The following is a 26,066-nucleotide window of genomic DNA, read 5'->3' as shown; positions in this document are numbered from 1 at the left end:
CTTCAGCGTCTGCGAAAAGATGCTGCAGTACTTTATCAACAAGGTTCACGAAAACAGCTTTCTGCAGCCTAGCCCTCGTGTGCTGATCTGCGTTCCATGCAAATCCACTCAGGTTGAGCGTCGTGCCATCCGTGAATCGGCGCTTGGTGCCGGTGCCCGTGAAGTGTTCCTGATCGAAGAGCCAATGGCTGCTGCGATCGGTGCCGGCCTGCCGGTGGAAGAGGCTCGCGGTTCGATGGTCGTCGATATCGGTGGTGGTACCACTGAAATCGCGCTGATTTCCCTGAACGGTGTGGTTTACGCCGAATCCGTACGGGTTGGCGGCGACCGCTTCGACGAAGCGATCATCACGTATGTGCGTCGCAACTACGGCAGCCTGATCGGCGAGTCCACCGCCGAGCGCATCAAGCAGGAAATCGGTACTGCCTACCCGGGCGGTGAAGTTCGCGAAGTCGACGTTCGCGGCCGTAACCTGGCTGAAGGCGTTCCACGTGCATTCACCCTGAACTCCAATGAAGTGCTGGAAGCTCTGCAAGAGTCCCTGGCAACCATCGTTCAGGCCGTGAAAAGCGCGCTGGAGCAATCGCCGCCGGAACTGGCGTCGGATATCGCCGAGCGCGGTCTGGTACTGACCGGTGGTGGCGCCTTGCTGCGTGACCTCGACAAGTTGCTGGCCCAGGAAACCGGCCTGCCGGTGATCGTTGCCGAAGACCCGCTGACCTGCGTTGCTCGCGGTGGTGGCCGTGCATTGGAAATGATGGATAAACACACCATGGACTTGCTCTCCAGCGAATAATTTCGCCGGATGCTTCTATGCTGTTCCGCTCACAGGCAGCACTTTGCAGTGCTGCCTGTTGGCGTTTATCTTCTGTCAGTCTGCATCCAGGCCGGTTTGATGCCGTATGAATAAAGAGAACATTTGCCTGGGAGGAGCGGCTTATTAAACCGCTTTTCGCCAAAGGTCCCTCAATGGGCGTGCGCTTTCTGGTGCTGGCCGTGCTATCGGTCGCGCTGATGGTGGTCGATGCCCGCTTTGAAGTGCTCAAGCCTGCGCGCAGTCAGATGTCGCTGGTCTTGATGGACGCCTATTGGATCACCGACCTGCCGGAGCGGTTGTGGCAGGGTGTGAGCAGTCAATTTGGCAGCCGTACCGAGCTGGTCGCCGAAAACGAAAAACTCAAGACTGAAAACCTGCTGCTGCAGGGGCGCATGCAAAAGCTTGCGGCCTTGACCGAGCAGAACGTTCGGCTGCGCGAGTTGCTCAACTCGTCCGCACTGGTCAACGAGAAGGTCGAAGTGGCCGAGTTGATCGGCGTCGATCCCAACCCCTTCACCCATCGCATCATCATCAACAAAGGTGAGCGCGACGGCGTGGTGCTCGGCCAACCGGTGCTCGATGCCCGTGGTCTGATGGGCCAGGTGGTCGAACTGATGCCTTACACCTCGCGTGTATTGTTGCTGACCGACACCACTCACAGCATTCCCGTGCAAGTGAACCGTAACGGCTTGCGGGCGATTGCCAGCGGTACCGGCAACCCGGAGCGTCTGGAGTTGCGTCACGTTGCGGACACGGCTGACATTAAAGAAGGCGATCTGTTGGTCAGCTCTGGCCTCGGTCAGCGCTTCCCGGCCGGTTACCCGGTGGCGACCGTCAAGGAAGTCATCCACGACTCTGGCCAGCCGTTCGCCATCGTGCGTGCGGTGCCGACCGCTGCACTCAATCGCAGTCGTTACATGTTGCTGGTGTTCAGTGACGGCCGCACCCCGGAAGAGCGCGCCAACGAAGCCGCTCAGGCCCAGGATGCCGATCAGCATCCTGGCGGCGCGGCATTCGTGCCCGCCACCGTACCTAAACCGGCCGCCGCCCTTGCTCCGGCGCCAGCCGCCGCGACACCTGCACCCGCAACGGCCACTCCGGCAGCGCCTGCGGCGGCCAAGCCTGCAACCAAATCGGCCCCGGCCAAACATGCTGTGCATCCCGCGGTGGCCAAGCCACCCGCAGCGCCAGCGGCTGTCGTCAAGCCGGCTGCGGTCAAGCCACCGGCAACAACGCCCGAAGCCACCACTCAGGGTAGAGAATAATGGCCAGTACCCGACCTCGTAATGGCTGGATGATCTGGCTGACGTTTGTCATCGCCTTGTTGCTCAGTATCGTACCGTTCCCGCATGTCGAGATCCTGCGCCCGATGTTCCTTGCGCTGCCATTGGCGTATTGGGCATTGGAAGTGCCGCAGAAAGTCGGGATGCTTACGGCCTGGTGTCTGGGCATGATGCAAGACGTGCTGTTTGGAACCTTGCTGGGACACAACGCGCTGATTCTGACCCTGATCACCTTTTTGATCATGACGCTGCGACCGCGTTTGCGGATGTTTCCGATGTGGCAGCAAAGCCTGGTGATTCTGGTGATCCTGGGGCTCGCACAATTGCTGCAACTGTGGCTCAGCGCCTTGACCGGCAACCGTCAAACGCTGGCCGTACTTTTACCAGCGCTGATCAGCGCGTTGCTCTGGCCCTGGGTCAGCTTCGGATTGCGTGGGTTGAGCCGCCGCTACAAAATCAACTAATTAATTCGGTCAGGCATTAGCCCGTACCTCGACAGGGAGATGTCTTGATGAATACGCTTTACCTCGCCTCAGGCTCGCCGCGTCGGCGTGAACTGCTCACGCAGATCGGCGTGCCGTTCACTGCCATCAGCGCAGACATCGATGAAACCCCTCTGACTGACGAATCTCCTGCTGCCTATGTCGAGCGTCTGGCGCGCGGCAAGGCCGAGGCCGGTCGTGCACAGCTGGCGATCAGCAAACCGGGTGCACCCATTTGTGTGTTGGGTGCCGACACCGCCGTGGTGCTTGATGGGAAGATTCTTGGTAAACCGCTCGACGAAGCCGAAGCGCTGAGCATGTTGATGAGCCTGTCGGGTCGTGAACATGAAGTGCTGACCGCAATCGCCGTGCTTGATGGCCAATACTGCGAATCCCGCGTGGTGCGCAGCCTGGTGCGTTTTCGCTTCATCAGTCATAAAGAGGCAGCGGCCTACTGGGCCAGCGGCGAGCCACGGGACAAGGCTGGCGGCTACGGAATTCAAGGCCTCGGCGCGGTGTTTGTCGCAGCACTCAACGGCAGTTACTCCGCCGTGGTCGGCCTGCCGCTGTGCGAAACCTTCGAGCTACTCAGCCATTTCGGCATACCCTGTTGGCAAAACCTTATCGCGCGCCAAGCGCCGTACTGACTTGATGCGGCCATAATCGTGAATATGCCTGAACGAGACCTTGCCATGAGTGAAGAGATTCTGATCAACATCACGCCGATGGAATCGCGCGTGGCGGTGGTCGAAAACGGTGTTCTGCAAGAGGTTCATGTCGAGCGCACCCAGCGTCGCGGGATTGTCGGCAACATTTATAAAGGCAAGGTCGTTCGCGTTCTGCCAGGCATGCAGGCGGCATTCGTCGATATCGGTCTGGACCGGGCAGCCTTTATCCACGCCTCGGAAATCTCCCTGCGTGAAGGCCCAGCGGTGGAAAGCATCAGCGCACTGGTGCATGAAGGCCAGAGCCTGGTGGTGCAAGTCACCAAAGATCCGATCGGCTCCAAAGGCGCGCGTCTGACGACCCAACTGTCGATTCCCTCGCGCTATCTGGTGTACATGCCGCGCACGGCTCACGTCGGTATTTCGCTGAAAATCGAGGACGAAACCGAGCGCGAACGTCTCAAACAGGTGGTCACCGATTGCGTCGCGAAGGAAGGCATCAAAGAGGCCGGCGGTTTTATTCTGCGCACTGCGGCAGAAGGCGCCGGTGCCGATGAGATCCTGATGGACATCCGTTACCTGCGTCGCCTCTGGGATCAGATTGGCGCACAGATCAAGACCGTCAGCGCACCGAACGTGATCTACGAAGACCTCGGCCTGGCCCTGCGCACGTTGCGCGATCTGGTCAGCCCGAAGATCGAGAAGATCCGCATCGACTCGCGGGAAACCTTCCAGAAAACCACGCAGTTCGTTGCCGAGCTGATGCCGGAAATCGCTGACCGTCTGGAACACTATCCGGGCGAGCGGCCGATTTTCGATCTGTATGGCGTCGAGGACGAAATTCAAAAGGCACTGGAGCGCAAAGTACCGCTCAAGTCCGGTGGCTATCTGGTGGTCGATCCGGCAGAAGCCATGAGCACCATTGATGTGAACACTGGCGCTTTCGTCGGGCACCGTAATCTTGAAGAGACTATCTTCAAAACCAACCTGGAAGCGGCCACTGCGATTGCCCGGCAGCTGCGCCTGCGCAACCTGGGTGGGATCATCATCATTGACTTCATCGACATGGAAGACGAGGAGCATCAGCGCCAGGTGCTGCGCACGCTGGAGAAACAGCTGGAACGCGATCATGCCAAGACCAACATCATCGGGATCACCGAGTTGGGTCTGGTGCAGATGACGCGCAAGCGCACGCGTGAAAGCCTCGAGCAGGTGCTCTGCGAGCCGTGCAGCAGTTGTCAGGGCCGTGGCAAGCTCAAGACCCCGGAAACCGTGTGCTATGAAATCTTCCGGGAGATCTTGCGTGAAGCCCGCGCCTATCAGGCTGAAGGCTATCGTGTGCTGGCCAACCAGAAAGTGGTTGACCGGTTGCTCGACGAAGAGTCGGGCAATGTCGCTGAACTTGAAGGTTTTATCGGACGAACTATTCGTTTTCAGGTAGAAACCATGTACTCCCAGGAACAATACGACGTGGTGCTGCTCTGATTCGCTGTGTTTCATTACTGACGGCTGGCCTCAGCTCGCTGCACGATCTCGCCATGGGAGCCAACTGACATGGAACGTCTGATCCGCCTTTTCATCGCATCGATCCGCTGGGGGCTGGGGCTCTGCGCATTGTTGCTGGTGCTGGCTGCGCTGTACGTCAGCCTCGGACGCGAGTTTATTCCGCTGGTGGCCGAGTATCGTGTGGAGGTCGAAGCCAAGGCCCGTGAAGCGCTGGGCATGCCGTTGCAGATCGGTGGCCTGGAAGGACGCTGGAGTGGCATGGCGCCGATTTTGCTGGCCCACGATGTAACGGTCGGTGATGGCGCCAATGCCTTGCACCTGGAGCAAGTACGGGCTGTGCCGGATATCTGGGCCAGCTTGCTGGCGCGCGCGCTGCGCATCAAACACCTGGAACTCAATGGCCTGAAGATCAGCCTCAAGGAAGGCCAGGATGGTCAATGGGCGCTCGAAGGCCTGCCGGTGCAGCAGAATCAGCCGCTGGACCCCGAGCAACTGCTCAACCGCATGCAGATAGTGGCGCAGTTGTCGGTGCTCGACAGCCAGATCACCTTGCTGCCGATCGACCACGCGCCGTTGACCCTGACCTATGTCGGCCTGAACCTTAAACCCGGTGTCAGCCGCCAGCGCCTCGACGCTCGTCTGACCTTGCCTGACGGCCAGCCGCTGGCCATGAGCCTGAATAGCCGGATTCGTGCCGATCAGTGGCAAGAGGCCGAAGTCGATGCTTACCTCAGCCTGCCACAAAGTGACTGGTCGAAATGGTTGCCCGAGCGCATAACCCGGCAATGGAATTTTTCCGAGATCAAGGCCGGTGGCGAGCTTTGGGTTAACTGGAGCAAGGGTACCCTGCAAAGCGCCGCGGTTCGTCTCAACGCGCCGCAAATCAAGGGTGGCTACGCCGAACGCACACCGATCAAGATCGACAATCTGGCGTTCAACGGGTACTTCCAGCGCAGTACCGAAGGTTTCCAGGTGTCCTTCGATTCTCTGGCCATGACGCTGGGGGAAACCCGCTGGGAGACCCATCTGCAGCTTCAACAGACCGCGACCACGGAAAAGACCTCGGAGCTCTGGCACCTGCAAGCCGACCGCGTTGACCTCACCCCGATTACACCGTTGCTGAATGCGTTGGGGCCGCTGCCCAAAGATTTCGCCACGGTGGTCGAGCGGCTCAAGGTCACCGGTGCTTTGCGCAACGTGCTGATCGACATCCGGCCCGAGGCTACCGATGACAGCAAATTCAGCTTCGCCGCCAATCTTGAGCGTGTCGGGTTTGATGCTTATCACGGTGCTCCGGCGGCGCGTAACGTTTCCGGAAGCATCAGCGGTGACCTCGGCCAAGGTGAGCTGCGCATGGACAGCAAGGATTTTTCCTTGCACCTGGACCCGATTTTCGCCAAGCCATGGCAGTACATTCAGGCCAATGCCCGGCTGACCTGGAAACTCGATCAACAAGGTTTCACCCTGATCGCTCCGTACCTGAAGGTGCTGGGCGAAGAGGGCAAGATTGCCGGTGACTTCCTGATTCGCCTGCATTTCGATCACACTCAGGAAGACTACATGGACCTGCGGGTCGGTCTGCTGGAGGGGGACGGACGCTACACCGCCAAGTACCTGCCGAAGGTCTTGAGTCCGGCGCTGGATGAGTGGCTGCGTACGGCGATTCTCAAAGGTGCGGTGGATGAAGGTTTCTTCCAGTATCAGGGTTCGCTGAACCACGATGCCACCGGCACTGCACGCAGCATCAGCCTGTTCTTCAAAGTGCACGACGCCGAACTGGCCTTTCAGCCGGGTTGGCCACATGTCGGCAAGGTCAGCGGCGATGTGTTCATCGAGGACAGTGGTGTACGCATTCTGGCCAGCAAGGGCCAGTTGCTCGATACCCAGGTGCGCGATATCTACGTCAACATTCCCCATGCGCCCGCCGGGCAGAACCCTCATCTGTTCCTCGACGGTGCTTTCGCCGGTGGTCTGGGTGACGGCCTGAAGATTCTTCAGGACGCGCCGATTGGCACCGGTCCGACCTTCGCTGGTTGGCAGGGTGAAGGTGAATTGCAAGGTAATCTGAAACTGGATATCCCCTTGGCCAAGGGCGAAGAACCGAAGATTGTGGTCGACTTCAAAACCGCCAAATCGCGTCTGAAACTGAGCGATCCGGTGCTTGAGCTGACGCAGCTCAAGGGTGATTTCCGCTTTGACAGCGCCAAGGGTTTGAGTGGCCAGAACATTACTGCGCAGGCTTTCGACCGGCCGATCAGTGCACAGATTTATGCCGATGGCAGCCCTGGCAAACTCAACACCCGGGTAACCGCCAACGGCCAGGTGGCGGTGAAAAAACTCACCGATTGGCTGAACGTCACTCAGCCGTTGCCAGTTTCCGGGACTATCCCTTATCAGATGCAGCTCAACCTCGACGGCGCCGACAGCCAGTTGATGGTCAGCTCCAGCCTCAAGGGCGTTGCAGTCGATTTGCCGGCACCTTTCGGCATGTCCGCCGCGCAAGGTCGCGACACGGTGTTGCGCATGACCCTGCAAGGGCCGGAACGGCGTTACTGGCTCAACTATGGCAACCTGGCGGATTTCACCTTCGCAGCGCCCAGCGGCAATTTTGCCGATGGCCGTGGCGAGTTGTTCATGGGTAACGGCAACGCGCAGTTGCCTGGCGATAAAGGCCTGCGCATTCGTGGCGTGCTGTCGGAACTGGATGTCGAGCCATGGAAAGCCCTGATTGATCGCTATGCCGGAAAGGATCCGGGCGGTAGCGCCAAGCAACTGCTCAGTGGTGCGGACTTCAAGGTCGACAAGCTCACGGGGTTTGGCACTACGCTGGATCAGGCTCACCTGCAACTGGATCGCAAGCCGACTGCCTGGACGTTGCAACTCGATAGCCAGCAGGCCAAAGGCACTGTCGGGATTCCCGACGCCAAGTCCGCGTCGATTGCGATCAGCCTGCAATACGTGCGGTTGCCGGCGCCTGATCCGAAGGTGCAGGCCGACGAAAATGCACCGGACCCGCTGGCTTCGGTCGATCCGACGAAAATTCCCGCACTGGATATCAAGATTGACGAGCTGTATCAGGGCGCTGACCTGGTGGGCGCCTGGTCGCTGAAGGTCCGTCCAATCGTCAAGGGCATTGCCTTCAACAGCATGAATCTGGGCCTCAAAGGCATGCAGTTGCAGGGCGCGGGTGGCTGGGAAGGCGTGGCGGGTGCCAGCAGCAGTTGGTACAAGGGCCGTCTTGAGGGCAAGAATCTCGGAGATGTGCTCAAGGGCTGGGGCTTCGCGCCGACGGTGACCAGCGAAGAGTTCCATATGGACATCGACGGCCGCTGGCCTGGCTCACCGGCCTGGGTCGGTCCAAAGCGTTACTCCGGCAGCCTGGATGCCACGCTACGCAAAGGGCAGTTCGTCGAAGTCGAAGGTGGCGCGCAGGCGTTGCGGGTGTTTGGCCTGCTCAATTTCAACTCGATCGGCCGTCGCTTGCGTCTGGACTTCTCCGACCTGTTCGGCAAAGGTCTGAGTTACGACCGGGTCAAGGGGCTGCTGGTGGCCAGCGATGGTGTGTACGTCACTCGCGAACCGATCACCCTGACTGGCCCGTCGAGCAATCTTGAGCTCAACGGCACCATGGACATGGTTAACGACAAGGTCGATGCCCAGCTGTTGTTGACCCTGCCGTTGACCAACAACCTGCCGATTGCTGCACTGATTGTCGGCGCGCCAGCGGTAGGCGGTGCACTGTTTTTGATCGACAAGCTGATCGGTGATCGCGTGGCGCGCTTTGCCAGCGTCAAATACACCATCAAAGGTCCTTGGAAAGAGCCGAAAATCACCTACGACAAGCCTTTTTGAAAAGCCATTCTCCAGACCTATGGAGTAGCATGGCCGTAAGCCCCCTGTATGTGTTGATTCCAGATAAGGAAATGGCCATGTCTGTAGCGGTGATTCAAATGGTCAGCCAGAGCGACGTGCCGACCAACCTGGCCCATGCTCGGCATTTGCTCGAGCAAGCGGCAGCGGGCGGTGCGCGACTGGCGGTATTGCCGGAAAACTTCGCCGCCATGGGCCGTCGTGACATCGCTGACATCGGTCGCGCCGAGGCCGTGGGCGAAGGCCCGATCCTGCCCTGGTTGAAACAGACCGCTCGCGACCTCAAGTTATGGATAGTGGCCGGCACCTTGCCGTTACCGCCGGTGGATCAGCCCCAGGCAAAATCCAATGCCTGCTCGTTGCTGATCGATGAGCACGGTCAAACGGTGGCTCGCTACGACAAGCTGCATTTGTTCGATGTCGATGTGGCGGACAATCGTGGGCGCTACCGCGAATCCGATGACTATGCTCATGGCAGTAAGGTGGTGGTTGCCGATACGCCGGTCGGCCGGGTTGGCCTGACGGTTTGCTACGACTTGCGCTTTCCGGAGCTGTACAGCGAATTGCGCGCCGCCGGGGCGGAACTGATTACCGCACCGTCAGCGTTTACCGCGGTGACGGGCGCGGCCCATTGGGAAGTGTTGATCCGCGCGCGGGCCATCGAGACCCAGTGTTACGTGTTGGCCGCTGCCCAAGGCGGAACCCACCCGGGACCGCGTGAAACCTTCGGCCATGCGGCGATTGTCGACCCATGGGGGCGCGTGCTGGCGGAGCAGGATCAAGGCGAAGCCGTGCTGCTGGCTGAACGTGATAGCAGCGAACAGGCGTCCATCCGGGCGCGGATGCCGGTGTCCAGTCACCGGCGCTTTTTCTCGCAGGGCGCACAGCGACCTGCCTCAGAACGTGGAATTAAGGCGTAAAACCTATGAGCGAGTTGTTGTCCTCAGTCAGTGAACATCTGCTAGCGCCGGGCGGCGTGACGATCGAGAACCTGCAAAGCGTGTTGGGTGATTTGGCCGGCCCGGGCATCGATGCGGCCGACCTGTATTTCCAGGGACAGATTTCCGAGTCCTGGGCGCTGGAAGACGGCATCGTCAAGGAAGGCAGCTTCAACCTCGATCAGGGTGTCGGCGTGCGTGCGCAATCGGGTGAAAAAACCGGTTTTGCCTACAGCAATGCGATCACCCTTGAAGCCCTGGGGCTGGCGGCTCGCGCCGCTCGTTCGATCTCCCGCGCCGGGCAAAACGGTACGGTGCAGGCGTTCAGCACTCAGGACGTTGCCCGGTTGTATGGTCCCGACAACCCACTGGAAGTAATGACTCGCGCCGAGAAGGTCGAGTTGCTCAAGCGTATCGACGTGGCGACTCGCGCTCTCGATCCGCGTATCCAGCAAGTCACAGTGAGCATGGCCGGAGTCTGGGAGCGCATTCTGGTGGCCTCCACCGACGGTGGTCTGGCGGCGGATGTGCGACCACTGGTGCGCTTCAATGTCAGCGTGATCGTCGAGCAGAACGGTCGCCGCGAACGCGGTGGTCATGGCGGCGGCGGGCGTACCGATTACCGCTATTTTCTCGCTGAAGATCGTGCCATGGGCTACGCCCGTGAGGCGCTGCGTCAGGCGCTGGTGAATCTCGAAGCCATTCCGGCGCCGGCCGGTACTTTGCCGGTGGTTCTGGGGTCGGGTTGGTCCGGCGTGTTGCTGCACGAAGCGGTCGGCCATGGTCTGGAAGGCGACTTCAACCGTAAAGGCAGTTCGGCCTACAGCGGTCGCATGGGTGAAATGGTTGCGTCCAAACTCTGCACCATCGTCGATGACGGCACACTGGCCGGTCGCCGTGGATCACTGAGCATCGACGACGAAGGCACCCCGACCGAGTGCACCACGCTGATCGAAAACGGCGTGCTCAAGGGCTACATGCAGGACAAGCTCAACGCTCGCCTGATGGGATTGGCGCGCACCGGCAACGGTCGCCGTGAGTCTTACGCGCACCTGCCGATGCCGCGCATGACCAACACTTATATGCTCGGTGGCGAAAGCGATCCGGCAGAAATCATCGCCTCGGTGAAGAAAGGCATCTACTGCGCCAATCTGGGCGGCGGTCAGGTCGACATCACCAGCGGCAAGTTCGTGTTCTCCACCAGCGAGGCGTACCTGATCGAGGACGGCAAGATTACCGCGCCGGTAAAAGGGGCAACGTTGATCGGTAACGGTCCGGAAGCCATGAGTCGGGTGTCGATGGTCGGTAATGACCTGGCGCTGGACAGCGGGGTAGGGACGTGCGGCAAGGATGGTCAGTCGGTGCCGGTGGGTGTCGGCCAGCCAACCTTGAAAATCGACGCGATCACCGTGGGTGGCACGGGCGGTTGATAGGTGGAGCCTGGGGTGTGCGGCGTGGCCGAACACCCCGGTCGAAGACTAACGCAGACCGCGTTGAGTCTCGTCCAGCTCACGGATGTACTTGAAGATTTTACGGCTGGAAGCAGGAGGCTTGCTTTGCGCGAGCTCATGCTGGGCCTGACGGATCATGGAACGTAGTTGCTGGCGATCCGCGTCCGGGTAGTCGACGACGAACTTTTCCAGTACGGCATCGTCGCCGGCGATCAAGCGATCGCGCCAGCGCTCCAGACCGTGGAAACGTTCGTTGTACTGGCGAGTGGAGGCATCGAGTTGGTCAAGCAGCGACAGAATGGCGCTGGTGTCCTGATCGCGCATCAGTTTGCCGATAAACATGAGGTGCCGTTTACGCGCGATATTCGCGGTGTGCTTGGGCGCGTCGCTAAGAGCCCGGCGCAAAGCGTCGGACAACGGCAGTTTTGCCAGCAAGTCAGGCTTGAGTGTTGTAAGGCGCTCGCCAAGGTCAACCAGAGCATGCAGCTCGCGTTTGACCTGGGTTTTGCTTTTTTCTCCCCCGTCGAGGGAGTCGTCGTAAGAATCAACCATGGTGGCAGTCCGCAAAGAAACGCCGCCATGATAACCAGTCGGGGGCCGCTTGTCCGGCCCGGTCGCTCGATGACCTTAACCGAAAGCAGAATTTGAGTGGAGAACAGCATGAGTGCAGTTGAAAGCGTCGGCCCACAAGCGTTGCCGGCACTGCAAGAGCAAGTCGAGCAGATCATCGCCGAAGCCAAGCGTCAGGGTGCCAGTGCCTGCGAAGTGGCCGTGTCTCTGGAGCAGGGCCTGTCGACCACGGTGCGTCAGCGGGAAGTTGAAACCGTTGAGTTCAACCGTGATCAGGGTTTTGGTATCACCTTGTATGTTGGCCAGCGCAAAGGCTCGGCCAGCACCTCGGCCAGTGGCCCCGAGGCGATTCGCGAAACCGTTGCTGCCGCCCTGGCCATCGCCAGGCACACCTCCGAGGACGAACACTCGGGCCTGGCTGACGCCGCGCTGATGGCCAAGGACTTGCCGGACTTCGATCTGTTCCACGAATGGGACATCACCCCGGAGCAAGCGATCGAGCGGGCGCTGGCCTGTGAAGCGGCGGCGTTCGCCACCGACAGTCGGATCAAGAACGCCGACGGCACCACTTTGAGCACTCACCAGGGTTGCCGCGTGTACGGCAACAGCCATGGTTTTATCGGCGGTTATGCGTCGACGCGTCACAGCCTGAGCTGCGTGATGATTGCCGAAGCTGACGGCCAGATGCAGCGCGACTATTGGTACGACGTCAATCGCCAGGGCAACTTGCTGGCCGATCCGGTCAGCATCGGTCAACGTGCAGCGCAACGTGCTGCCAGCCGCCTGGGCGCGCGTCCGGTGCCGACCTGCGAAGTGCCGGTGCTGTTTTCCGCAGAACTGGCGGGCGGTTTGTTCGGCAGTTTCCTGGGTGCGATTTCGGGCGGAAACCTGTACCGCAAGTCGTCGTTCCTCGAAGGTGCGCTGGGGCAGAAGCTCTTCCCTGAATGGCTGACTATCGATGAGCGTCCGCACCTGATGCGCGCCATGGGCAGTTCGGCGTTCGATGGCGATGGTCTGGCGACTTATGCCAAACCGTTCGTCGAGAAGGGCGAGTTGGTGTCTTACGTGTTGGGTACTTATTCAGGCCGTAAACTTGGCATGCCAAGCACCGCCAACTCCGGTGGTGTGCACAACCTGTTCGTCACCTACGGCGACGAAGATCAGGCGGCGCTGCTGCGACGCATGGGGCGCGGATTGCTGGTGACCGAATTGATGGGCCAGGGCTTGAACATGGTCACCGGTGACTACTCTCGCGGTGCGGCGGGTTTCTGGGTCGAGAATGGCGAAATCCAGTTCGCGGTCCAGGAAGTGACCATCGCCGGCAACATGCGCGACATGTTCAAGCAGATCGTTGCGGTGGGTAATGACCTGGAACTGCGCAGCAACATTCGCACCGGTTCGGTGTTGATCGAGCGGATGACGGTGGCGGGTAGCTAAACCCTTACCGTTATGAAAAAAAAAGCGCGCCACCCATTGGGTGGCGCGCTTTTTTTAATGGCCGCGATAAGGATCGCAGCCTGCGGCAGCTCCTACGGGATCAGGACTCACATGAATATCGCGTCGAACACATGTAGGAGCTGCCGCAGGCTGCGATCTTTTACTCACCTTCGCCGAAATAGTTGTTGATCAGCTCTTTCAACGCATCCAGCGCCTCCTGAGCTTGATCACCTTCTGCGTTAAGGTGGATCGTCGTTCCCTTACCGGCGGCCAACATCATCATGGACATGATGCTCTTGCCATCGACCATCTTGCTCGTGTCGGGGGTGCGGCCCACTCTGATCTCGCAGGGAAACTCCGCAGCTTTGCCCACGAACTTGGCGGAAGCGCGGGCATGCAGGCCCAGTTTGTTGATGATTTCAATTTCCAGAGCGGGCATCGCGGTGTGAATCCTTTAGCTAAGGTCGCGGTGGCGAACCTGGACGTTCTTCAGGGATTGTTGCAGGACCTGACCCAGACGTTCGGTCAGGTAGACGGAGCGGTGATGCCCGCCGGTGCAGCCAATGGCGATTGTGACGTAAGCGCGGTTGCTGGCGGCAAAGCGCGGCAGCCATTTGAGCAGGTAGCTGGAGATGTCCTGGAACATCTCTTCGACATCCGGCTGCGCAGCCAGATACTCGGCAACCGGCTGGTCCAGCCCGGATTGAGCACGCAGTTCCGGTTTCCAGTACGGGTTCGGCAAGCAACGCACGTCGAACACCAGGTCGGCATCGACCGGCATGCCCCGCTTGAAACCGAAGGACTCTACCAGAAACGCAGTGCCTGGCTCTGGCTGGTTCAAGAGACGCAATTTGATGGTATCGCGCAGCTGATACAGGTTCAGATTGGTGGTGTTGACCTTGAGGTCGGCCAGGTCGGCAATCGGCCCCAGCAGACTGGTCTCGTCATTGATGGCTTCGGCCAGCGAGCGGTTGGCGTTGCTCAGCGGGTGGCGGCGACGGGTTTCCGAAAAGCGCTTGAGCAGGGTTTCTTCGTCGGCGTCCAGATACAGCACATCACACTGGATGTGCCGGCTGCGGACTTCTTCCAACAGCTCCGGGAAGCGTGACAGATGGCTCGGCAGGTTACGCGCATCGATGGAGACGGCGACCAGAGGCTGCGCCAGTTCGGTGTGAATCAGTGCACGCTCGGCCAATTCCGGCAACAGGCCGGCCGGCAGGTTGTCGATGCAGTAGTAGCCGTTGTCCTCCAGCACATCGAGGGCGGTGCTTTTACCTGAGCCTGAGCGGCCGCTGACGATGATCAAGCGCATGGTTAGTGACCGTTCTGCTCGTCGAGGACAACCTGATACAAGGCTTCATTGCTGGTGGCGCTGCGCAGGCGATCGCGGACTTCTTTACGATCAAGCATGCTGGCGATCTGGCGGAGCAGCTCCAGGTGCGCATCGGTAGCGGCTTGCGGGACCAGCAAAACGAACAGCAGGTCGACCGGGGCACCGTCGATGGCATCGAAATCTATAGGGGCGTCCAGGTGCATCAAGGCACTGATGGGCGACTCGCAACCTTTGAGGCGGCAGTGGGGGATAGCGATGCCGTTGCCAAAACCGGTGGAACCGAGTTTTTCACGGGCAATCAGGCTCTCGAAGACATCTTGCATCTCCAGATCCGGCACTTCGCGGGCGATCAGGTTGGCAATTTGTTCAAGGGCGCGTTTTTTACTGCCGCCCGGCACGTTCACCAAAGAACGGCCGGGGGTCAGGATGTTTTCAAGTCGGATCATGGGTTGGGAGTATTAACGACCGGTTGCGCCTTGGAGCTGGCCCTGGGTCTTTTCCTTATGCTTTTTGAGTTGGCGATCCAGTTTGTCGGTCAGAGCGTCGATCGCGGCATACATGTCGTTATGCTCAGCGTTGGCAACTACTTCTCCACCGGGGATATGCAGCGTGGCTTCGATTTTCTGCAGCAGCTTCTCGACGGTCATCGTGACCTGCACGTTGGTGATCTTGTCGAAATGCCTTTCTAATCGTTCGAGTTTTTCGCCGATGTATTTGCGCAGGGGTTCGGTCACTTCCAGTTGGTGTCCACTGATATTGACTTGCATACAGCTTCTCCTTCGTTGCCAGTGCATAAGGCGGCAGGCTGGTTTACCTGCCACTAGGCTGTGTCCGAAAAGTTTTTCGAACACAACCTTGGAACGCTGTGGCGTAGCCCGCTACATCAACCGCTTGCGTTCGCTCGAAGGCGCGATCCCAAGGGACTCGCGGTACTTGGCGACGGTGCGGCGGGCCACCTGAATGCCTTGTGCCTCCAGTAAACCAGCGATCTTGCTGTCACTCAACGGCTTTTTCTGATTTTCCGCGGCAACCAGTTTTTTGATGATCGCGCGGATCGCTGTGGACGAGCATTCACCGCCTTCAGAGGTGCTGACGTGGCTGGAGAAAAAGTATTTCAGTTCATAAATACCGCGCGGGGTATGCATGAATTTTTGCGTGGTCACCCTTGAAATCGTCGACTCGTGCATGCCGACCGCTTCAGCGATGTCATGCAGGACCAACGGCTTCATGGCTTCATCGCCGTACTCAAGGAAGCCGCGCTGGTGCTCGACGATCTGGGTGGCGACTTTCATCAGGGTTTCGTTGCGGCTTTGCAGGCTCTTGATGAACCAGCGCGCTTCCTGCAACTGATTGCGCATGAAGGTGTTGTCGGCGCTGGTGTCGGCGCGACGGACGAAACCGGCGTATTGCGGGTTGACGCGCAAACGCGGAACCGACTCCTGGTTCAGCTCCACGAGCCAGCGTTCGTTGTCTTTGCGCACGATGACGTCGGGAACCACGTATTCGGCTTCGCTGGACTCGATTTGCGAGCCCGGACGCGGGTTGAGGCTCTGTACCAGTTCGATGACCTGGCGCAGTTCATCTTCCTTGAGCTTCATGCGGCGCATCAGCTGGCTGTAGTCGCGACTGCCCAGCAGGTCGATGTAGTCGATGACGAGGCGCTTGGCCTCGGCCAGCCAAGGGGTCTTGGCGGGCAGTTGACGCAGTTGCAGCAACAGGCATTCGCCGAGGTTGCGTGCGCCGATGCCGGCAGGCTCGAATTGCTGGATGCGATGCAGGACGGCTTCGATCTCGTCCAGTTCGATGTCCAGTTCCGGATCGAAGGCTTCGAGGATTTCCTCAAGCGTTTCGTCCAGGTAGCCCTGATTGTTGATGCAGTCGATCAGGGTTACGGCGATCAGCCGATCGGTGTCGGACATTGGCGCCAGGTTCAATTGCCAGAGCAGATGGCTCTGCAGGCTCTCGCCGGCGGAGGTGCGAGTGGTGAAGTCCCATTCGTCGTCATCGTTGCTCGGCAGGCTGCTGGCGCTGGTCTGGTAAACGTCTTCCCAGGCGGTGTCGACCGGCAGTTCGTTAGGGATGCGCTCGTTCCAGTCGCCTTCCTCGAGGTTATCCACCGTGGGGGCGGTTTCCTGGTAGGTGGGTTCCTGGATATCGGTGTTGGGTTTCTGCTCGATGTTGTCCGCCATCGGGTCGGCGTTATCGAAGTCGTCGCCTTCTTCCTGGCGTTCGAGCATTGGATTGGACTCCAATGCCTCCTGGATTTCCTGTTGCAGGTCCAGGGTCGACAATTGGAGCAGGCGGATGGCCTGTTGCAGCTGCGGTGTCATCGTCAGCTGCTGGCCCATTCTCAAGACTAGCGATGGTTTCATGGCAGGGGCTTAACACCTTAATTCGCCGGCGCACATGCGCCATCCACTACAGGGCGCGTGAGCGCCAAACATAAGCAAATTATATGCCTGAAACTGAAGTGTTTGCCTAGAGCGCTGTAACAATAAAAACGTATAGTTTTTATTGGGGCAAGCGCTCCGGCGACTGACCAGGCACCTCAGTGCTTACAGGCGGAATTCATGGCCCAGGTACACTTCCTTGACCAGGTCGTTGGCCAGGATGGTTTCAGCGTCGCCTTCGGCGATCAGTTGGCCATCGTTGACGATGTAAGCGGTTTCGCAGATGTCCAGGGTTTCGCGGACGTTGTGGTCCGTGATCAGCACGCCGATACCCTTGGCCTTGAGGTGATGAATGATCTGCTTGATGTCGCCCACCGAAATCGGGTCCACGCCGGCGAACGGTTCGTCGAGCAGGATAAATTTCGGCGCTGTGGCCAGGGCACGGGCGATTTCCACGCGGCGACGTTCGCCACCGGAAAGGCTCATGCCGAGGTTTTCGCGGATGTGGTTGATGTGGAATTCCTGCAGCAGGCTTTCCAGCTCCTTGCGACGACCGGCCTTGTCGAGCTCCTTGCGGGTCTCGAGGATGGCCATGATGTTGTCGGCGACCGAGAGTTTGCGGAAGATCGACGCTTCTTGCGGCAGATAGCCGATACCCGCTCGTGCACGACCGTGCATCGGCTGGTGGCTGACGTCCAGGTCGTCGATCAGTACGCGCCCCTGATCGGCCTGGACCAGGCCCACGATCATGTAGAAGCAGGTGGTCTTGCCGGCGCCGTTCGGGCCAAGCAGGCCGACGATCTGGCCGCTGTCGATCGACAGGCTGACGTCACGCACGACCTGGCGGCTCTTGTAGCTCTTGGCCAGATGCTGAGCTTTCAGAGTTGCCATTACTGGGCCTTCTGCTGGTCGGTTTTCTGCTTCGGCTGGATGACCATATCGACCCGTGGGCGCGGCGCAGTCACCGAGGCACCGGTGGCACGGCCTGCGTTAGCAACCTGCTTGACGGTGTCGTAGACGATTTTCTCGCCTTCGGTGGTGTTGCCTTCGTTGATCACTTTGGCGCGGTCAATCAGTACGATGCGGTTTTGCGCAGCATGGTACTGGATAGTCACCCCGTAGCCCTTGACCGGCTGCGGATCGCCAACCTTCTGCAACTGCTCGAAATACGCCAGGTTGCCCACCGAGGTCACGACATCGATTTCGCCGGCCTTGGTGCGGGTGATGGTCACGGTGTTGCCGGTGATTTTCATCGAGCCCTGGGTAATGATCACGTCACCTTTGTAGGTGGCGATGCCTTGTTTGTCATCCAGTTGAGCGTCGTCAGCCTGAATGCGAATAGGTTGCTGGCTATCGTTCGGCAGAGCCCAGGCGCTCACGCTTCCCAGTGCAGCGCCCAGACTGAGCAAAATAGGGAGAGTTTTAACGAGCCTCATACTGTCCTCTTACGTTCGATAGCAGGTGTATCCTGCTGTCTTTCAAATACGCTTTCATTCCGTTACCAGTCGATACACCACCAGCGCCGTCGATTCTAACGGCTTGCTGGGTCTGCGCATATTGCTGTTGCGGGAATACCGTCATACGACTGCTGGTAATAAGCATTGGGCGGTCCTTCTCGTCGGTACGTGCGATACGTACCGAGTCGATCAGCTCAACTTCAGTGCCACCCGAATTGACCTCGCCACGATCGCTCTGGACGTGCCAGGGGAACGCAGTGCCCCGATACATATTCAGGTCGGGCTTGGTCAGCAGGGTTATGTCGGTGGCTTTGAGATGCTCGACCTTGTCGGAGGTCAGGTCGTACTGCAATTTGCCATCGGGCTGGTACTGCACACTGTGGGCGTTGATGGCGTAATAGTCGATCTGGCTCTCGTCGACGTGCGCTACCGGCTTGTCGAGGAAGCGTTCCGGGCTGATGTTCCAGTAGCCAGCGGCCGCGAACAGTGCGGCTATGACCCCGAAAAACAGTATGTTGCGAATCTTTTTGCTCAGCATAGGTGGCTCACAGGTACGCGGCGTTAGCCGCTTCAAGGTTGCCCTGGGCGCGCAGGATCAGCTCACAGAACTCGCGAGCGGCACCTTCGCCGCCACGGGCCTGGGTGATGCCGTGAGCGTGCTCGCGGACGAAGCTGGCGGCGTTGGCCACTGCCATGCCCAGGCCCACGCGGCGAATCACCGGCAAATCCGGCAGGTCATCGCCCAGGTAGGCAACCTGCTCATAGCTTAGGCCCAGTTGCGCCAGAAGCTCGTCGAGTACCACCAGTTTGTCCTCGCGGCCCTGATACAGGTGAGGAATGCCGAGGTTTTTGGCCCGTCGTTCGACCACCGGGGTTTTGCGTCCGCTGATAATGGCGGTTGTCACGCCGGAGGCCATCAGCATCTTGATGCCCTGGCCGTCGAGGGTGTTGAACGTCTTGAATTCGCTGCCGTCCTCGAGGAAGTACAGGCGACCGTCAGTCAGCACTCCGTCAACGTCGAAAACCGCCAGCTTGATGTTTTTGCCGCGTTGCAGCAGGTCCGTGCTCATTACATTACTCCCGCACGCAGCAAATCGTGCATGTTCAAGGCGCCCACCGGACGGTCCTCGCTGTCGACCACCACCAGGGCGTTGATTTTGTGGTCTTCCATGATCTTCAGGGCTTCGGCGGCGAGCATCTCGGCGCGTGCAGTCTTGCCATGAGGGGTCATGACGTCGTCGATGGTGGCTTGATGAATATCGATGGTCCGGTCCAGCGTGCGGCGCAGGTCGCCGTCCGTGAAGATGCCGGCGAGTTTACCGTCAGCTTCCAGTATCACGGTCATGCCCAGGCCCTTGCGGGTCATTTCCATCAGCGCGTCTTTGAGCAGTGTACCGCGCACGACTTGCGGCAATTCCTGGCCCGCGTGCATGACGTTTTCGACCTTCAGCAACAAGCGACGACCCAGAGCGCCGCCAGGGTGTGAAAACGCGAAGTCTTCGGCTGTAAAACCGCGGGCCTCCAGCAAGGCAACGGCCAGTGCATCACCCATCACCAGCGCTGCGGTGGTAGAGGAGGTCGGCGCCAGGTTCAGTGGGCAGGCTTCGTGCTCGACATGAACATTGAGGTTCACTTCGGCAGCCTTGGCCAATGGCGAACCAGGGTTGCCGGTCAGACTGATCAGTTTGATGCCCAGACGCTTGATCAGCGGCAGCAGCGTGACAATTTCGTTGGTGGAGCCGGAGTTCGACAACGCGAGGATGATGTCGTCGCGGGTGATCATGCCCATATCGCCGTGACTGGCTTCGGCCGGGTGCACGAAGAAAGCCGTGGTGCCGGTGCTGGCAAGGGTGGCCGCAATCTTGTTGCCGATGTGCCCGGATTTGCCCATGCCGACCACTACCACGCGGCCCTTGCTGGCCAGAATCATCTCGCAAGCGCGTACGAAATCCGCGTCGATATGGGCCAGCAAGCCTTCTACGGCTTCAAGCTCGAGGCGGATGGTGCGTTGTGCTGATTGAATCAGGTCGCTGGATTGGCTCATGTCAGAAATCGTATAGCCTGATGAAAAGGCGGCGATTATAGCGGTAATGATCAAATCCCTCACGTTAGTTCGTCGTGCTTTATTCAGGCGACTCCCCCAAATGCTGAAACTTGCGTCTTTTTGCCTGTCTTGATGCTGAACACCGCAGGCTTCGGCCTTGGGCGCTTTGCATTAGCAGTGATATAGTTCGTCGCCAGTTCGGCCTGCCCAGGATGTCATGTGCTCTCGGCAGGGAGCGCGGCGTCCGAGTGAGAGGCTTGCATCGCAAGGAGTTTAGATGAGTGCCGATAACGCCTACGCGGTCGAGCTGAAGGGAGTGTCCTTCAAGCGCGGCGCGCGCAGCATTTTCAATAATGTCGATATTCGCATTCCGCGCGGTAAGGTCACCGGTATCATGGGACCTTCCGGCTGCGGAAAAACCACACTGCTGCGCCTGATGGGCGCGCAGTTGCGCCCTTCAAGTGGCGAAGTGTGGGTCAACGGTCAAAATTTGCCCAAGCTGTCGCGCAGCGATCTGTTTGATGCGCGCAAGCATATGGGCGTGCTGTTTCAGAGCGGCGCACTGTTCACAGACCTCGATGTTTTCGAAAACATAGCCTTTCCACTGCGTGTTCACACCCAGCTTCCGGATGAAATGATCCGTGACATCGTTTTGCTCAAGTTGCAGGCGGTGGGGTTGCGCGGTGCGATCGACCTGATGCCCGATGAGCTGTCCGGTGGCATGAAGCGTCGTGTCGCGCTGGCGCGGGCCATTGCCCTTGATCCGCAGATTCTGATGTACGACGAGCCTTTTGTCGGTCAGGACCCAATCGCCATGGGCGTACTGGTGCGTCTGATCCGTCTGCTCAACGACGCCTTGGGCATCACCAGCATCGTGGTTTCCCATGACCTGGCCGAAACCGCGAGCATTGCCGATTACCTGTATGTCGTGGGCGATGGGCAGGTGTTGGGGCAGGGGACTCCCGATGAGCTGATGGACTCCGATAATCCGCGGATTCACCAATTCATGAAAGGTGATCCAGACGGGCCGGTACCGTTCCACTTTCCAGCGACGGATTACCGCGCAGATCTTCTGGGGAAGCGCTGATGCGCAAGATTTCACTTATAGAGAGAGTTCGTCGATTCGGTCAGGCCGGCATCGACAGCGTTGCGGTGCTCGGTCGTTCATCGCTGTTCCTGTTTCACGCCCTGCTGGGGCGTGGTGGCATCAGCGGCGCTTTTGGCTTGCTGGTCAAGCAACTGCACTCGGTCGGCGTGATGTCCCTGGTGATCATCGTGGTCTCCGGGATATTCATCGGGATGGTGCTGGCGCTGCAAGGCTTCAACATTTTGTCCAGTTACGGTTCGGAGCAGGCGGTCGGGCAGATGGTTGCACTGACGCTGTTGCGTGAACTGGGGCCGGTGGTGACCGCGTTGCTGTTCGCCGGGCGTGCCGGTTCTGCGTTGACCGCTGAAATCGGTAACATGAAATCCACCGAGCAGTTGTCCAGTCTGGAAATGATTGGCGTCGACCCGCTCAAGTACATCATTGCCCCCCGGCTGTGGGCCGGCTTCATTTCCCTGCCGCTGCTGGCGATGATTTTCAGCGTGGTCGGGATCTGGGGCGGCTCCTGGGTGGCCGTCGACTGGTTGGGTGTGTATGAAGGTTCCTACTGGTCGAACATGCAAAACAGCGTGACGTTCGATGGTGACGTGTTCAATGGCATTATTAAAAGCATCGTCTTTGCCTTTGTCGTGACCTGGATCGCCGTATTCCAAGGCTATGACTGCGAACCCACTTCAGAAGGGATCAGTCGTGCCACCACCAAGACCGTGGTGTATGCCTCATTGGCCATTCTCGGCCTGGACTTTATTTTGACTGCCTTGATGTTTGGAGATTTCTGATGCAAAACCGCACCCTGGAAATCGGTGTCGGCCTTTTCTTGCTGGCTGGCATCCTGGCTTTAGTGTTGCTTGCCCTGCGGGTCAGTGGACTGTCCCCTGTTTCGAGCACCGATAGCTATAAACTTTATGCGTATTTCGACAATATCGCCGGTTTGACGGTCAGATCAAAAGTGACCATGGCCGGTGTGACTATCGGCAAGGTCACGGCTATCGATCTGGATCGCGACAGTTTCACCGGTCGGGTGACGCTGCAGTTGGAAAAGCGCGTAGATAATCTGCCGACGGACTCCACTGCATCTATCCTCACTGCTGGCCTGTTGGGCGAGAAGTACGTCGGTATCAGCGTGGGCGGGGAACAGACTCTGCTCAAGGATGGCGGGACCATCCATGACACGCAGTCGTCGCTGGTGCTCGAAGACCTGATCGGTAAATTCCTGCTCAATACCGTTAGCAAAGACGCTAAATAAGGAGTTTTTTCATGATCTCTACCTTGCGACGTGGCCTGTTGGTTTTACTGGCGGTCTTGCCATTTATGGGTAATGCCGTGGCTGCGCAGTCCGCGCACGATATCGTGCAGGACACCACCAATCGGCTGCTCGCCGACCTGACGGCCAATAAAGCGAAGTACAAGCAGGATCCGAATGGCTTTTACGATGCCTTGAACACCATCGTTGGGCCCGTGGTGGATGCCGAGGGCATCTCCAAGAGCATCATGACGGTCAAGTACTCGGGCAAAGCCACACCGGCGCAAATGAAAACCTTTGAAGATAACTTCAAGCGCGGCCTGTTCCAGTTCTATGGCAATGCCTTGCTCGAGTACAACAACCAGGGCATCGTCGTCGATCCTGCCAAGAACGAGTCGGGAGACCGTACAAGCGTTGGCATGACTGTCAAGGGCAGCAACGGCGCGATTTACCCGGTGCAGTACACCCTCGAGAAGATCAATGGCGAGTGGAAACTGCGTAACGTGATCATTAACGGCATCAACATTGGCAAGATATTCCGCGACCAGTTCGCCGACGCGATGCAGCGCAATCGCAATGACCTGGACAAGACCATCAATGGTTGGGCCGGTGAAGTCGCCAAAGCCAAGGAAAAGACCGAAGCGGAAACGACTCAGAAGAAGACTGTTCAATGAGTGAGTCGGCTGTCCGCATGGGCGAGGCCGGTGAGCTGATGCTCAGTGGTGTACTCGATTACCGTACCGGGCCGGGCCTGCGCAAGCAGGGCCAGGCGTTGATCAAGTCGAGCACGGCGCCAGCATTGGTGCTTGATTGTTCGGGTGTGCAAAAGTCCAGTAGTGTCGGTTTGTCGTTGTTGCTGTGCTTTATGCGTGACGCGCAAGCGGCGGGCAAGGCGCTGAGCATCCGTTCGCTGCCCGACGACATGCGCGAAATCGCTCAGGTCAGCGAAATAACCGAGCTATTGGCGCATCCATAACTACCATCTATAAAGAAGCCCCCGTCAGAGTCCTGCTATGCGGGGTTCGCAGGCGCGGGGCTTTTTTGTATGATGTCCGACCCGCGCGCACAGGGCGCCGATTGAGGTTGAGCATGCAGGCCTACGAAGTTAAGAGCTTCCTTGAAGAAAAGCTGTCCGAGACTCTTTTACCGGTACAGGTAGAAGTTGAGGGCGAAGGCTGCAACTTTCAGCTGAACGTGATTAGCGATGAACTGGCGGCATTGAGCCCGGTCAAGCGTCAGCAGCAGATCTATGCCCATTTGAACCCATGGATCACCGATGGCAGCATCCATGCGGTCACTATGAAATTTTTCAGCAGCGCGGCCTGGGCCGAGCGCACCTGAGCCCAAGGGCGTCGAGATTCTTATGGATAAATTGATTATTACCGGCGGCGTTCGTCTTGATGGCGAAATTCGCATCTCCGGGGCAAAGAACTCTGCCCTGCCGATTCTGGCTGCAACGCTGCTGTGCGATGGCCCAGTAACGGTCGCCAACCTGCCGCACCTGCACGACATCACCACCATGATCGAGCTGTTCGGTCGCATGGGCATTGAGCCGGTGATCGACGAGAAACTCAGCGTCGAAATCGACCCACGCACCATCAAGACCCTGATCGCTCCGTACGAACTGGTTAAAACCATGCGTGCGTCGATTCTGGTTCTGGGCCCGATGGTCGCGCGTTTCGGTGAAGCTGAAGTCGCACTGCCTGGCGGTTGCGCCATTGGTTCGCGTCCGGTCGACTTGCACATCCGTGGCCTTGAAGCCATGGGTGCAACCATTGACGTGGAAGGGGGCTACATCAAAGCGAAGGCGCCAGAAGGCGGCCTGCGCGGTGCAAACTTCTTCTTCGATACCGTCAGCGTGACCGGTACCGAGAACATCATGATGGCCGCGGCGCTGGCCAACGGCCGCAGTGTGCTGCAAAACGCTGCCCGTGAGCCTGAAGTCGTCGACCTGGCGAACTTCCTCAATGCCATGGGCGCCAACGTCCAGGGTGCCGGCACCGACACCATCACCATCGAAGGTGTGAAGCGTCTGCACACCACGACTTACAAAGTCATGCCGGACCGTATCGAAACCGGTACTTATCTGGTAGCTGCTGCCGTGACTGGCGGCCGCGTGAAGGTCAAGGATACCGATCCGACCATCCTTGAAGCCGTTCTGGAAAAACTCAAGGAAGCAGGCGCCGAAGTCACCACCGGCGAAGACTGGATCGAGCTGAACATGCACGGCAAACGGCCTAAAGCCGTCAATGTGAGGACCGCTCCATACCCGGCGTTCCCAACCGACATGCAAGCGCAGTTCATCTCCCTCAACGCGATTGCCGAAGGCACTGGCGCGGTCATCGAGACGATCTTCGAAAATCGCTTCATGCACGTTTACGAATTGCACCGCATGGGCGCCAAGATCCAGGTCGAAGGCAACACTGCGATCGTGACCGGTACCGAAGTCCTCAAAGGCGCGCCAGTCATGGCTACCGACCTGCGGGCTTCTGCCAGTCTGGTGATTTCGGCACTGATGGCCGAAGGCGATACACTGATCGACCGCATCTACCACATTGACCGTGGTTACGAGTGCATCGAAGAGAAACTGCAGATGCTCGGCGCGAAAATCCGCCGCGTACCGGGCTAGTTTCTGCTTCATGGGCACACGGACGTGCCCCCAGATTATGTAGCAACGTAGTAGCTGTTACGTAATCTGGAGATTTGTTGAAATCGAGGCGGTTACGGCTCGATGTGTGTCCGGCGCCGTTCGCGACCGGGCATGAGTACCTTGATAAGGACTGACGTTTCCCATGTTGACCATCGCACTGTCCAAGGGCCGCATCCTTGACGACACCCTGCCGCTTCTGGCTGAAGCGGGCATCGTGCCGACCGAGAATCCGGACAAGAGCCGCAAGCTGATCATCCCCACGACTCAGGCCGATGTGCGCTTGCTGATCGTGCGCGCCACCGATGTGCCGACCTACGTCGAGCATGGTGCCGCCGACCTGGGCGTCGCCGGTAAAGATGTGCTGATGGAATACGGCGGCCAGGGCCTGTACGAGCCACTGGATCTGCAAATTGCCCAGTGCAAGCTGATGACCGCCGGTAAAATCGGCGCGGTCGAGCCCAAGGGCCGTCTGCGCATCGCCACTAAGTTCGTCAACGTTGCCAAGCGTTACTACGCCGAGCAGGGTCGTCAGGTCGACATCATCAAGCTTTATGGTTCGATGGAGCTGGCGCCGCTGATCGGTCTGGCGGACAAGATCATCGACGTGGTCGATACCGGTAACACGCTGCGGGCCAACGGCCTGGAGCCACAGGATTTCATTGCTGCCATCAGCTCCCGGCTGATCGTCAACAAAGCGTCGATGAAAATGCAGCACGCCCGTATCCAGGCGTTGATCGACACCCTGCGCAAGGCAGTGGAGTCTCGACACCGCGGCTGATTCACCTGCGCGACGTTGAGTCGCGCCCGTCTATCCGCCTCATAGCC

Annotated in this window: 28 protein-coding genes; 17 read left to right on the top strand and 11 right to left on the bottom strand. The window is 59.0% G+C overall.

Annotated features, from left to right (window positions below; genetic code table 11):
- The 8 genes from mreB to tldD all read left to right on the top strand — a co-directional run.
- The coding region (gene mreB / locus ACIPIN_RS11275; protein WP_401118430.1) for a rod shape-determining protein MreB at window positions 1-796 on the top strand (796 nt) is incomplete at its 5' end.
- 143 nt (window positions 797-939) lie between these two features.
- Window positions 940-2,082, top strand: coding sequence for a rod shape-determining protein MreC (gene mreC, locus ACIPIN_RS11270; RefSeq protein ID WP_401118445.1), 1,143 nt, complete (start codon window positions 940-942; stop codon window positions 2,080-2,082).
- A complete protein-coding gene (gene mreD / locus ACIPIN_RS11265) occupies window positions 2,082-2,564 on the top strand; it encodes a rod shape-determining protein MreD (protein ID WP_401118427.1) in 483 nt (160 codons plus the stop codon). Before mreC ends, mreD begins: the two co-directional genes overlap by 1 nt.
- Before the next feature lie 47 nt (window positions 2,565-2,611).
- Window positions 2,612-3,229 (top strand): Maf family protein, encoded by a 618-nt coding sequence (locus tag ACIPIN_RS11260; protein WP_401118424.1) that lies wholly within the window; start codon window positions 2,612-2,614, stop codon window positions 3,227-3,229.
- A 45-nt stretch (window positions 3,230-3,274) separates the two neighbouring features.
- On the top strand, window positions 3,275-4,732 hold the full coding sequence (gene rng, locus ACIPIN_RS11255; RefSeq protein WP_123424267.1) for a ribonuclease G: 1,458 nt from the start codon (window positions 3,275-3,277) through the stop codon (window positions 4,730-4,732).
- 69 nt (window positions 4,733-4,801) lie between these two features.
- The gene (locus ACIPIN_RS11250) at window positions 4,802-8,605 is read left to right on the top strand and encodes a YhdP family protein (RefSeq protein WP_401118422.1); all 3,804 of its coding nucleotides are present in this window, start codon (window positions 4,802-4,804) and stop codon (window positions 8,603-8,605) included.
- A 77-nt stretch (window positions 8,606-8,682) separates the two neighbouring features.
- Window positions 8,683-9,543, top strand: coding sequence for a carbon-nitrogen hydrolase family protein (locus ACIPIN_RS11245; RefSeq protein WP_401118442.1), 861 nt, complete (start codon window positions 8,683-8,685; stop codon window positions 9,541-9,543).
- Between the two features lie 5 nt (window positions 9,544-9,548).
- Window positions 9,549-10,991: a metalloprotease TldD gene (tldD, locus tag ACIPIN_RS11240; protein ID WP_401118420.1), complete on the top strand. Its 1,443-nt coding sequence runs from the start codon at window positions 9,549-9,551 to the stop codon at window positions 10,989-10,991.
- A gap of 48 nt (window positions 10,992-11,039) precedes the next feature.
- Here the strand turns inward: tldD and yjgA are convergent, their stop codons facing one another.
- A complete protein-coding gene (gene yjgA, locus ACIPIN_RS11235; RefSeq protein WP_401118417.1) occupies window positions 11,040-11,564 on the bottom strand; it encodes a ribosome biogenesis factor YjgA in 525 nt (174 codons plus the stop codon).
- A 108-nt stretch (window positions 11,565-11,672) separates the two neighbouring features.
- Between yjgA and pmbA the strand changes: the two genes are divergently transcribed.
- Complete coding sequence (pmbA, locus tag ACIPIN_RS11230; protein ID WP_401118415.1) at window positions 11,673-13,019, top strand: metalloprotease PmbA; 1,347 nt, start codon at window positions 11,673-11,675, stop codon at window positions 13,017-13,019.
- 160 nt (window positions 13,020-13,179) lie between these two features.
- Here pmbA and ACIPIN_RS11225 read toward each other — a convergent pair whose 3' ends face one another.
- From ACIPIN_RS11225 to ACIPIN_RS11180, 10 genes are all read right to left on the bottom strand, one after another.
- Complete coding sequence (locus ACIPIN_RS11225) at window positions 13,180-13,458, bottom strand: HPr family phosphocarrier protein (RefSeq protein ID WP_401118413.1); 279 nt, start codon at window positions 13,456-13,458, stop codon at window positions 13,180-13,182.
- A 15-nt stretch (window positions 13,459-13,473) separates the two neighbouring features.
- Window positions 13,474-14,331, bottom strand: a complete 858-nt coding sequence (gene rapZ / locus ACIPIN_RS11220; protein ID WP_401118411.1) for an RNase adapter RapZ — start codon at window positions 14,329-14,331, stop codon at window positions 13,474-13,476.
- A gap of 2 nt (window positions 14,332-14,333) precedes the next feature.
- Complete coding sequence (gene ptsN, locus ACIPIN_RS11215; protein WP_123424275.1) at window positions 14,334-14,798, bottom strand: PTS IIA-like nitrogen regulatory protein PtsN; 465 nt, start codon at window positions 14,796-14,798, stop codon at window positions 14,334-14,336.
- Between the two features lie 12 nt (window positions 14,799-14,810).
- Window positions 14,811-15,119, bottom strand: a complete 309-nt coding sequence (hpf, locus tag ACIPIN_RS11210) for a ribosome hibernation-promoting factor, HPF/YfiA family (RefSeq protein WP_401118407.1) — start codon at window positions 15,117-15,119, stop codon at window positions 14,811-14,813.
- Window positions 15,120-15,230: 111 nt separating this feature from the next.
- The gene (locus ACIPIN_RS11205) at window positions 15,231-16,724 is read right to left on the bottom strand and encodes an RNA polymerase factor sigma-54 (protein WP_401118404.1); all 1,494 of its coding nucleotides are present in this window, start codon (window positions 16,722-16,724) and stop codon (window positions 15,231-15,233) included.
- Window positions 16,725-16,907: 183 nt separating this feature from the next.
- A complete protein-coding gene (gene lptB / locus ACIPIN_RS11200) occupies window positions 16,908-17,633 on the bottom strand; it encodes an LPS export ABC transporter ATP-binding protein (RefSeq protein ID WP_401118402.1) in 726 nt (241 codons plus the stop codon).
- Window positions 17,633-18,178, bottom strand: coding sequence for a lipopolysaccharide transport periplasmic protein LptA (lptA, locus tag ACIPIN_RS11195; RefSeq protein WP_401118400.1), 546 nt, complete (start codon window positions 18,176-18,178; stop codon window positions 17,633-17,635). The genes lptB and lptA overlap by 1 nt, the downstream gene beginning before the upstream one ends.
- Entirely contained in the window at window positions 18,165-18,737 is a 573-nt protein-coding gene (gene lptC, locus ACIPIN_RS11190) for an LPS export ABC transporter periplasmic protein LptC (RefSeq protein WP_401118399.1), read from the bottom strand. The genes lptA and lptC overlap by 14 nt, the downstream gene beginning before the upstream one ends.
- 7 nt (window positions 18,738-18,744) lie before the next feature.
- Entirely contained in the window at window positions 18,745-19,269 is a 525-nt protein-coding gene (locus tag ACIPIN_RS11185) for a KdsC family phosphatase (protein WP_401118396.1), read from the bottom strand.
- Window positions 19,269-20,243: a KpsF/GutQ family sugar-phosphate isomerase gene (locus tag ACIPIN_RS11180; RefSeq protein ID WP_401118394.1), complete on the bottom strand. Its 975-nt coding sequence runs from the start codon at window positions 20,241-20,243 to the stop codon at window positions 19,269-19,271. The genes ACIPIN_RS11185 and ACIPIN_RS11180 overlap by 1 nt, the downstream gene beginning before the upstream one ends.
- A 277-nt stretch (window positions 20,244-20,520) precedes the next feature.
- On the opposite strand from ACIPIN_RS11180, the gene ACIPIN_RS11175 reads away from it, so the two are divergent.
- The 8 genes from ACIPIN_RS11175 (at window position 20,521) to hisG (ending at window position 26,019) form a co-directional block, all read left to right on the top strand.
- The gene (locus ACIPIN_RS11175) at window positions 20,521-21,330 is read left to right on the top strand and encodes an ATP-binding cassette domain-containing protein (protein WP_401118392.1); all 810 of its coding nucleotides are present in this window, start codon (window positions 20,521-20,523) and stop codon (window positions 21,328-21,330) included.
- Window positions 21,330-22,127 (top strand): lipid asymmetry maintenance ABC transporter permease subunit MlaE, encoded by a 798-nt coding sequence (gene mlaE, locus ACIPIN_RS11170; protein ID WP_401118390.1) that lies wholly within the window; start codon window positions 21,330-21,332, stop codon window positions 22,125-22,127. The genes ACIPIN_RS11175 and mlaE overlap by 1 nt, the downstream gene beginning before the upstream one ends.
- The gene (mlaD, locus tag ACIPIN_RS11165) at window positions 22,127-22,594 is read left to right on the top strand and encodes an outer membrane lipid asymmetry maintenance protein MlaD (RefSeq protein WP_401118388.1); all 468 of its coding nucleotides are present in this window, start codon (window positions 22,127-22,129) and stop codon (window positions 22,592-22,594) included. Before mlaE ends, mlaD begins: the two co-directional genes overlap by 1 nt.
- Window positions 22,595-22,605: 11 nt before the next feature.
- Window positions 22,606-23,265, top strand: coding sequence for a phospholipid-binding protein MlaC (locus ACIPIN_RS11160; RefSeq protein ID WP_401118387.1), 660 nt, complete (start codon window positions 22,606-22,608; stop codon window positions 23,263-23,265).
- Window positions 23,262-23,567, top strand: coding sequence for a lipid asymmetry maintenance protein MlaB (locus tag ACIPIN_RS11155; RefSeq protein ID WP_401118385.1), 306 nt, complete (start codon window positions 23,262-23,264; stop codon window positions 23,565-23,567). Before ACIPIN_RS11160 ends, ACIPIN_RS11155 begins: the two co-directional genes overlap by 4 nt.
- A gap of 113 nt (window positions 23,568-23,680) precedes the next feature.
- Window positions 23,681-23,932, top strand: coding sequence for a BolA family protein (locus ACIPIN_RS11150; RefSeq protein ID WP_401118382.1), 252 nt, complete (start codon window positions 23,681-23,683; stop codon window positions 23,930-23,932).
- 22 nt (window positions 23,933-23,954) lie between these two features.
- Complete coding sequence (murA, locus tag ACIPIN_RS11145; RefSeq protein WP_401118380.1) at window positions 23,955-25,220, top strand: UDP-N-acetylglucosamine 1-carboxyvinyltransferase; 1,266 nt, start codon at window positions 23,955-23,957, stop codon at window positions 25,218-25,220.
- A gap of 163 nt (window positions 25,221-25,383) precedes the next feature.
- Complete coding sequence (gene hisG, locus ACIPIN_RS11140; protein WP_071551796.1) at window positions 25,384-26,019, top strand: ATP phosphoribosyltransferase; 636 nt, start codon at window positions 25,384-25,386, stop codon at window positions 26,017-26,019.
- The last annotated feature ends 47 nt before the right edge of the window (window positions 26,020-26,066 follow it).

It is taken from the genome of Pseudomonas sp. NPDC087697 (genome assembly GCF_044743155.1).
Taxonomy (GTDB): Bacteria; Pseudomonadota; Gammaproteobacteria; order Pseudomonadales; family Pseudomonadaceae; genus Aquipseudomonas.
The sequence above is the reverse complement of the archived record's forward strand: the minus strand, read 5'-3'. Positions and strand labels throughout refer to the sequence as shown.

Bases quoted from the DNA above. Each gene is read 5' to 3' on its own strand.
- mreD (WP_401118427.1), top strand. From the start codon at position 2,082: ATGGCCAGTACCCGACCTCGTAATGGCTGGATGATCTGGCTGACGTTT.
- ACIPIN_RS11260 (WP_401118424.1), top strand. From the start codon at position 2,612: ATGAATACGCTTTACCTCGCCTCAGGCTCGCCGCGTCGGCGTGAACTG.
- rng (WP_123424267.1), top strand. From the start codon at position 3,275: ATGAGTGAAGAGATTCTGATCAACATCACGCCGATGGAATCGCGCGTG.
- ACIPIN_RS11250 (WP_401118422.1), top strand. From the start codon at position 4,802: ATGGAACGTCTGATCCGCCTTTTCATCGCATCGATCCGCTGGGGGCTG.
- ACIPIN_RS11245 (WP_401118442.1), top strand. From the start codon at position 8,683: ATGTCTGTAGCGGTGATTCAAATGGTCAGCCAGAGCGACGTGCCGACC.
- tldD (WP_401118420.1), top strand. From the start codon at position 9,549: ATGAGCGAGTTGTTGTCCTCAGTCAGTGAACATCTGCTAGCGCCGGGC.
- yjgA (WP_401118417.1), bottom strand. From the start codon at position 11,564: ATGGTTGATTCTTACGACGACTCCCTCGACGGGGGAGAAAAAAGCAAA.
- pmbA (WP_401118415.1), top strand. From the start codon at position 11,673: ATGAGTGCAGTTGAAAGCGTCGGCCCACAAGCGTTGCCGGCACTGCAA.
- ACIPIN_RS11225 (WP_401118413.1), bottom strand. From the start codon at position 13,458: ATGCCCGCTCTGGAAATTGAAATCATCAACAAACTGGGCCTGCATGCC.
- rapZ (WP_401118411.1), bottom strand. From the start codon at position 14,331: ATGCGCTTGATCATCGTCAGCGGCCGCTCAGGCTCAGGTAAAAGCACC.
- ptsN (WP_123424275.1), bottom strand. From the start codon at position 14,798: ATGATCCGACTTGAAAACATCCTGACCCCCGGCCGTTCTTTGGTGAAC.
- hpf (WP_401118407.1), bottom strand. From the start codon at position 15,119: ATGCAAGTCAATATCAGTGGACACCAACTGGAAGTGACCGAACCCCTG.
- ACIPIN_RS11205 (WP_401118404.1), bottom strand. From the start codon at position 16,724: ATGAAACCATCGCTAGTCTTGAGAATGGGCCAGCAGCTGACGATGACA.
- lptB (WP_401118402.1), bottom strand. From the start codon at position 17,633: ATGGCAACTCTGAAAGCTCAGCATCTGGCCAAGAGCTACAAGAGCCGC.
- lptA (WP_401118400.1), bottom strand. From the start codon at position 18,178: ATGAGGCTCGTTAAAACTCTCCCTATTTTGCTCAGTCTGGGCGCTGCA.
- lptC (WP_401118399.1), bottom strand. From the start codon at position 18,737: ATGCTGAGCAAAAAGATTCGCAACATACTGTTTTTCGGGGTCATAGCC.
- ACIPIN_RS11185 (WP_401118396.1), bottom strand. From the start codon at position 19,269: ATGAGCACGGACCTGCTGCAACGCGGCAAAAACATCAAGCTGGCGGTT.
- ACIPIN_RS11180 (WP_401118394.1), bottom strand. From the start codon at position 20,243: ATGAGCCAATCCAGCGACCTGATTCAATCAGCACAACGCACCATCCGC.
- ACIPIN_RS11175 (WP_401118392.1), top strand. From the start codon at position 20,521: ATGAGTGCCGATAACGCCTACGCGGTCGAGCTGAAGGGAGTGTCCTTC.
- mlaE (WP_401118390.1), top strand. From the start codon at position 21,330: ATGCGCAAGATTTCACTTATAGAGAGAGTTCGTCGATTCGGTCAGGCC.
- mlaD (WP_401118388.1), top strand. From the start codon at position 22,127: ATGCAAAACCGCACCCTGGAAATCGGTGTCGGCCTTTTCTTGCTGGCT.
- ACIPIN_RS11160 (WP_401118387.1), top strand. From the start codon at position 22,606: ATGATCTCTACCTTGCGACGTGGCCTGTTGGTTTTACTGGCGGTCTTG.
- ACIPIN_RS11155 (WP_401118385.1), top strand. From the start codon at position 23,262: ATGAGTGAGTCGGCTGTCCGCATGGGCGAGGCCGGTGAGCTGATGCTC.
- ACIPIN_RS11150 (WP_401118382.1), top strand. From the start codon at position 23,681: ATGCAGGCCTACGAAGTTAAGAGCTTCCTTGAAGAAAAGCTGTCCGAG.
- murA (WP_401118380.1), top strand. From the start codon at position 23,955: ATGGATAAATTGATTATTACCGGCGGCGTTCGTCTTGATGGCGAAATT.
- hisG (WP_071551796.1), top strand. From the start codon at position 25,384: ATGTTGACCATCGCACTGTCCAAGGGCCGCATCCTTGACGACACCCTG.